Consider the following 2,648-nt stretch of genomic DNA (forward strand, 5'->3'; position numbering starts at 1 on the left):
TTAATCCAGCTCGCGCGCCTCATCCACCAGCATCACCGGGATGCCGTTGCGGATCGGAAAGGCCAGACCGGCGGCCTTGGAAACCAGCTCTTGCCGCTCGGCATCGTAATGCAGTGTGGTGTGGGTCTGTGGGCAAATCAGAGCCTCAAGCATGTGGCGGTCAAAGGCGTGCTCGGCATCGCTCATTGCAGTTTTTCCTCGCTAGAGCCGCCGCGCATGGCGAACTCGATCAAAGTCACCAGGGTTTCGCGCCTTGTGCGCAGGCAGGGGGCCTCAAGCAGGGCCTGTTTGTCCTCGGGGTCGAAATCCAGCAGCATCGACAGGGAATTGACCAGCAATTCGTCATCGGCATCCTTCATCGTCTCCCAATCGGTGGCCAACTGGCGCGATTCAAAGAACCGCTCCAGCAGGGTCAGGAAACGGTTGCGGTTGAAGGCGTCATCCTGCTCGGCCTTGCCCAGATCACGGTCGAACCCGTCCCATGAGACCACGCAGCGGCGATACGGGGTGAAACCATCCACCTCGGATTTGACGCGGAACCGCGAGACACCACTGAGCGTGACCAGATAGCGGCCGTCTTCGGTTTCCGAAAACTGCGTCACGCGCCCGGCACAGCCGATCTGGTGCAGCTTGTCGTCGGTTCTTTGGCAGGGGTTGGGCTGGACCATACCGATCAGCCGTTCCTGCGTTTTCAGCGCGTCATCCAGCATTTGCAGATAGCGCGGTTCGAAAATATGCAGGGGCAGGCGCGCGCGCGGCAGCAGCAGCGCCCCGGGCAGCGGGAAAACCGGAAGTGTCTCCGGCAGATCAGCAGGATGCATCATGTATTCGAGTGTAGCCCTGATCGCAGATTAGGCAAATATCATCGAGCTGAGCTTGCGCCGCCCGTTCAGGACAATCGGATCATTGGGCTTGAGCGCATCGAAGATGGTGAACAGCTGCGTCTTGGCCGCACCTTCGTTCCATTCACGATCACGGCGGAACAGTTCCAACAACTGAGTTACCGCCTCTTCCACATCCCCATTGGCATGCAGCGCCTGCGCCAGATCGAACCGGGCCTGATGGTTGTCAGGCTCCGCCTCAACCGCTGCGGTCAACTCGGCCACCGGACCGGCATCTGCGGCCTGTTTGGCCAGTTCCAACTGGGCATGGGCCGCCTCAAGTTCGGGGGAGGTCGAGATTTCAGCCGGGGCACCATTCAGGATCGTCTCGGCCTGTTCCAGATCGCCCGAGGCGATATGGGCGCGCACAAGGCCACCATAAGCGGCGGCATGGTTCGGGTCTTCGCCCAGAATCGCAGCAAAGGTCTGGGCCGCATCAACGGCGGCCCCTTCGGCCAGCATCTCTTCGGCGGCCTGAACGGCGTCGTCCAGTTGTCCACCGGGGCTCTCGCCACCTGCAGCCTCGATCACGCGGTCCACAAATGCCTTGATTTCGGACCCGGGCACTGCACCCTGAAAACCATCCACCGGCTGCCCTTTGTAAAAGGCATAGACGGTCGGGATCGACTGGATACGCATCTGCGAGGCGATCATCTGCGCCTCATCCACGTTGATCTTGACCATCTTCACCGCGCCCCTGGCGGCGGTCACGGCTTCCTCAAGCAGCGGACCCAGCGTCTTGCACGGCCCGCACCAGGGTGCCCAGAAATCGACGATCACCGGAGTGTCCTGCGAGGCTTCGACCACATCGGCCATGAAGGTGGCCTCGGTCCCGTCCTTGATCAGATCGGTGGCTGTGGTGCTGTCTGCGCCGTTCAGAAGATCCATGGCATTCACTTTCAGGTTCGTTTCCGGGCCTTATATGCAACCGCGCGGCGCGGAAACCAAGGGCAGATTCGCGGGTTTATTGCGCGATTACAGGTCAAACGTGGCAAAAACCGGGGCGTGATCGCTGGGTTTTTCCCACCCGCGCGCGGCGCGCAGGACGCGGCTGGAATGACCCGCGTTCGAGATATCGGGCGTGGCCCAGACGTGATCCAACCGCCGCCCCTTGTCGGCAGCGTCCCAGTCGCGGGCACGATAGGACCACCAGCTATAGAGCTGTCCTTCGGGAATGTCCTTGCGGGTAATATCCACCCAACCGCCCGCATCCTGCGTTTCAGCCAGCGTTTCAACCTCGATCGGGGTATGCGACACGACCTTGAGCAGTTGCTTATGCGACCAGACATCATCTTCGCGCGGGGCAATATTCAGGTCACCAACAAGAATGGACTTTTCCGGCTTTTCGGCATGAAACCAGTCCCGCATATCTGTCAGATAGTCCAGTTTCTGTCCGAATTTCTCATTCACCTCACGATCCGGCACATCCCCACCCGCCGGGACATAGAAATTGTGGATCGTCACGCCGTTTTCCAGCCGCCCCGCGATATGTCGGGCATGGCCGAGATTCGCGAAATCCTTGTCGCCGACCTCTTCCATCGGCAAGCGCGACAGGATGGCAACGCCGTTATACCCCTTCTGCCCGCGCGCAACCATGTGAGTGTAGCCGAGTTCGGCAAACCCTTCGGTCGGAATCTTCTCCACCGGGGATTTACATTCCTGCAGACACAGAACATCCGGCGCCTCTTCTTCCAGCAATTTCAGCACGATAGGCTCGCGCAGGCGGACCGAGTTGATGTTCCATGTGGCAAGGGTAAAGGGCATGGG

General features: G+C 60.3%; 4 protein-coding genes. All 4 read right to left on the minus strand.

What is annotated here, in order from left to right; all coding sequences use genetic code 11:
- The 4 genes from MPJ51_RS18865 to MPJ51_RS18880 all read right to left on the minus strand — a co-directional run bounded on the left by MPJ51_RS18865 (window position 1) and on the right by MPJ51_RS18880 (window position 2,645).
- Window positions 1-186, minus strand: coding sequence for a Trm112 family protein (locus MPJ51_RS18865; RefSeq protein ID WP_298389984.1), 186 nt, complete (start codon window positions 184-186; stop codon window positions 1-3).
- A complete protein-coding gene (locus tag MPJ51_RS18870; protein WP_298389987.1) occupies window positions 183-824 on the minus strand; it encodes an LON peptidase substrate-binding domain-containing protein in 642 nt (213 codons plus the stop codon). The genes MPJ51_RS18865 and MPJ51_RS18870 overlap by 4 nt, the downstream gene beginning before the upstream one ends.
- Before the next feature lie 27 nt (window positions 825-851).
- On the minus strand, window positions 852-1,769 hold the full coding sequence (gene trxA / locus MPJ51_RS18875) for a thioredoxin (RefSeq protein ID WP_298389990.1): 918 nt from the start codon (window positions 1,767-1,769) through the stop codon (window positions 852-854).
- Between the two features lie 87 nt (window positions 1,770-1,856).
- Entirely contained in the window at window positions 1,857-2,645 is a 789-nt protein-coding gene (locus MPJ51_RS18880; protein ID WP_298390045.1) for an exodeoxyribonuclease III, read from the minus strand.
- Window positions 2,646-2,648 lie beyond the last annotated feature (3 nt).

It is taken from the genome of Ruegeria sp., from assembly GCF_028066395.1.
In the GTDB taxonomy this organism is placed as follows: Bacteria; Pseudomonadota; Alphaproteobacteria; order Rhodobacterales; family Rhodobacteraceae; genus Ruegeria.

What these genes read in the sequence shown, in the direction of transcription:
- MPJ51_RS18865 (WP_298389984.1), bottom strand. Translation starts at nt 186, where the DNA reads ATGAGCGATGCCGAGCACGCCTTTGACCGCCACATGCTTGAGGCTCTG.
- MPJ51_RS18870 (WP_298389987.1), bottom strand. Translation starts at nt 824, where the DNA reads ATGATGCATCCTGCTGATCTGCCGGAGACACTTCCGGTTTTCCCGCTG.
- trxA (WP_298389990.1), bottom strand. Translation starts at nt 1,769, where the DNA reads ATGGATCTTCTGAACGGCGCAGACAGCACCACAGCCACCGATCTGATC.
- MPJ51_RS18880 (WP_298390045.1), bottom strand. Translation starts at nt 2,645, where the DNA reads ATGCCCTTTACCCTTGCCACATGGAACATCAACTCGGTCCGCCTGCGC.